Genomic DNA, 3,290 nt, shown 5'->3' with positions numbered 1-3,290 from the left:
GTATAAAGAAGTGTTTATGAATTCTTCTATACATCAATTTGCAGAATGTTTATTAGCATATTTAAAAATGATTGATAAGGCAGTAGAGATAAATGGTGAGGATGCCTTTATCGATAATAATATACCAGAGTGTACAATAATTTGGTTGAAGGAAGAATTGAAAAAAATTGATGATAAGTGTATGGAAAAGGATTCTTTTTGGTTTATTGAAATTGAGAGCTTATATGAATAATTGGAAGTGAAAAAGGGGGATATTCCGGTATTTTTATAGTTAGTAAAAAGTTATTTTAAAAGGAGTATGTTGGGTGAATCATAGACGCAAGAAAAAGAAACCGAAACAAATAAGAAAAGAAGCTGTTCAGATAAAACCGATAGTAGAAGAAGCAAAAACACTAAAGAAGAGTAGCAACAAGTTGGTTGATATTCTCCTTGGTATTCTTCTTTTCCCAATTCTTATATGGGCTGTCTTGGAAGGTTCTACAACACAAGTAAGCAAAGGAAAGACTTTCCTTATTATCGTTTTCTTTATCTTAATTGCAATAGTGTTATCTATGATAGGAAACAAATAAAGGGGGAGTTCAGATGTTTAAGAAGAAGGAGAAAAAAAACATTTATGTTAGACTTGTTAACACACAAGGGGAAATCATTCGAGAGTTTGATTGTACAGAAAAAGACTTGCGAAAAGTAAAAGAAAATGGTGCTGAAATTCGTTTGGTTGGAGATAACTCATATGAGATGGTAGCAACCGATGAACAACTAGAAAAACTAGTAAGAGTCGAAGCAGAAATCGAAGCAGAAATTAAGGCATGGGAAGACGCTTTAAATGAGAGTTTGGATGAACGCGAAGAAAGAGAAGCAAGACAGAAGGAATTGAAAGAAAAGAATAAATGGAGTACAAAGAAGAAAGTGATCGTATTTGGACTGATATTCTTTGTATTTATCGGATTACCTATTATCGAGGGGTATCAGAATAGTAAACTAGTTGAAGAAGGTACATCATTAAATGCAGAAATTGTAGGTAGGCATGTAGAAAAGGAATTCATGTTTACACACCCAACATTAGTAGTTGAGGTAGACGGTAAAAAGCATAATGTATGGGTAAGTGAAGAGACATATAACGGAGCAGAGTGGTTAGGTAGACTAAAAGTCATCAAAACAAAAGATGGTAAAGTTGAGAAAGACCCTAGATATGAGGGCGAAGACTTAATCACGAGTTATTAAGGGACTAGATAAGATTCCTATAGGGTAGAAGGAAATGGTTCACTAGTTGTTTTAAATAATGTAAGTGGAAAGGTTGAATTGGAGGAATTCGAACGTGGGTTGTTTATAGAGGTTTCGAATAGTTTAAATGAGTTAATTTCTAGTTTGAGGATACAAAAATAGTAAAGTGAAGAATGTTTATATGAATTATAGACCGGCTAGATGGGAGTGGAAAAGTGGAATGGTTTCAGTTTGGTTTTGAATTTCTAAATCACTCCAAAACCTTGAGGAGTATGTCGATATAGATTACAAGATAGATGGTGATTCAGTTCATTCAAAGTTTGGGACGAGCTTTGAATTCGGTTATTATGATGAAGATAATATTGAAATTTGTTTTTATGAGAATAATAAAAGGGATGTTGAACATATTTTAAATGATTTTTCTTATAGTGAACGAATTATTCCTAAAATAAAAAAGCTAATAAATGGAGATAGTTTAGCGAACGATATTAACTTTGCTATTGTTCTTTATGATTTTAAATATAATGAAGCGAAAAGCGAAGATATGTTTGATGGTTTAGAGGTTACATTTATTGGTTCTATACCATACAGGTAGTTTGTAGGGAGCTGCTAATTCATTTCATTAACACTTGGATAAAACTTATAAAGGAGGGGTACAAATACAAGCTTTGCCAAATTGTTTAGAAGAAGTTTTGGAAGAAGATATATATAAACGGGAAGATAAAGATAAGGTGAATGAAGTAATAAATAGGTTAGGTGTAGAAGTGTCTAATACATTTAGAGAGTTTTATTATCGATTTGCAGGACCATTTTGGGAAGAGTACGTTCCTTATGAATTACTTGATATTATAGATGAAGAGAATAATATAGAATATTACACAATGATTGCTCGAAAGGAACATGGATTTCCTAATAAGTATTTAGTTTTAACGGAAATGACAGCAAATGCTGCATTGGTACTTAATAGTGTAACTGATAAAGTTTACTCAGTAAATTTTGAAGGTGGAGATGAATTACTTTTAAGTGGAAAATTAAAGGAGAGTTGGCCAACATTTTATTCGTTTTTAAAAGAATATTTCAAATGTTAGGTGTTGATGGGAGTTAACAATAAGCAGGGACACCTTAGTAATAAGTGTGAGAGGAATGACGGATAAATGAKAGTGAACGATTCAGTTTTTGGAGAGATTGAATATAATTATGCTTGGGCTAAGTGTATGCCTATAACTTTTATAGGTAATGTAACTGAGATTGATTTGATGATAGATGGTGAAGAAGATGGGATGTTTGATGAAGGGCAGTATGTAGCGTATCAATCATTAATAAAAAATTGGGAAGAGGTACAAATGAGTTTACTACAGTCTATATTAGACTATTACAAACAAAGGCGATGTGAATTAGGATATGATGTTGGAGTGCGAGAAAATTATCCATTAGTTGAAACAACTGATCAAATACTAGAGATGATTAGTTTAGATGGTATTGTTGTTCCGTATGCAGATATTATGGGGGGAAGAGAGATTGGAATTACATTTAAGTGTACGTGGGATATAGAAAATGGTGTAGGAGTTCGTTTATTAAATGAAAAGGTAGTTGAAGTAGGGTATCAGGATATTACTTTTTAATTTAAATACGTCTCAACAAACGCCTGTATATCACTTTGAAAATAAAATAGCTGATTCACTGATGGGATTTATGATAAAGATCAATCGGGACAGTGAATATTTTGAAGATGAAAAAAGGAAAGGATAATCTCTTTTGGATACTCAAGAATATGTAAAGCGATTATATGATAGTCGTTTGCTGCAAAATGAAAATGAGATACGAGAGTTTAATGAGTCATGCATACGAGTAATCGAGTGTAATGATGTTTCTGTTATTCCAGATTTGTGTTTAGTTTTTGATGATGATACGGAACAGTTTGACGTTATGTTTAGTTTGATTCATGGGATAGAGAGCTTATATGAAAATAATATAGAAGAGGGATTGAAATATATTGCTACAGCTGCTCCGTCGATGATGAGTGGCGCTAAAGACTGGGTAGAGATTATACATTACAGAATACTCAATAA

General features: G+C 32.5%; 6 protein-coding genes and 2 pseudogenes. All 8 read left to right on the top strand.

Going from position 1 to position 3,290, the window contains the following annotated elements:
• A pseudogene (locus tag AC1DTM_RS20925) lies at nucleotides 1-232 on the top strand (SUKH-4 family immunity protein); the annotation flags it as partial.
• A 73-nt stretch (nucleotides 233-305) separates the two neighbouring features.
• A complete protein-coding gene (locus AC1DTM_RS20920) occupies nucleotides 306-569 on the top strand; it encodes a hypothetical protein (protein ID WP_002110747.1) in 264 nt (87 codons plus the stop codon).
• Between the two features lie 13 nt (nucleotides 570-582).
• The gene (locus AC1DTM_RS20915) at nucleotides 583-1,221 is read left to right on the top strand and encodes a hypothetical protein (RefSeq protein ID WP_016105398.1); all 639 of its coding nucleotides are present in this window, start codon (nucleotides 583-585) and stop codon (nucleotides 1,219-1,221) included.
• A 4-nt stretch (nucleotides 1,222-1,225) separates the two neighbouring features.
• Nucleotides 1,226-1,383: pseudogene (locus tag AC1DTM_RS20910) on the top strand (SecY-interacting protein Syd); the annotation flags it as partial.
• A 79-nt stretch (nucleotides 1,384-1,462) separates the two neighbouring features.
• The gene (locus tag AC1DTM_RS20905) at nucleotides 1,463-1,816 is read left to right on the top strand and encodes an immunity 22 family protein (RefSeq protein ID WP_229183431.1); all 354 of its coding nucleotides are present in this window, start codon (nucleotides 1,463-1,465) and stop codon (nucleotides 1,814-1,816) included.
• A gap of 64 nt (nucleotides 1,817-1,880) precedes the next feature.
• Nucleotides 1,881-2,309 (top strand): SMI1/KNR4 family protein, encoded by a 429-nt coding sequence (locus AC1DTM_RS20900; protein ID WP_033714799.1) that lies wholly within the window; start codon nucleotides 1,881-1,883, stop codon nucleotides 2,307-2,309.
• Between the two features lie 66 nt (nucleotides 2,310-2,375).
• The gene (locus AC1DTM_RS20895) at nucleotides 2,376-2,843 is read left to right on the top strand and encodes a DUF6985 domain-containing protein (RefSeq protein ID WP_477000782.1); all 468 of its coding nucleotides are present in this window, start codon (nucleotides 2,376-2,378) and stop codon (nucleotides 2,841-2,843) included.
• A gap of 133 nt (nucleotides 2,844-2,976) precedes the next feature.
• The coding region (locus AC1DTM_RS20890; protein WP_477000781.1) for an Imm30 family immunity protein at nucleotides 2,977-3,290 on the top strand (314 nt) is incomplete at its 3' end.

It is taken from the genome of Bacillus sp. P4_D3, from assembly GCF_056401855.1.
Note: the sequence above shows the minus strand (reverse complement) of the source record. Positions and strands in the feature narration are given on the sequence as shown.

Coding starts and splice junctions, on each gene's coding strand:
- AC1DTM_RS20915 (WP_016105398.1), top strand. CDS start 583: ATGTTTAAGAAGAAGGAGAAAAAAAACATTTATGTTAGACTTGTTAAC.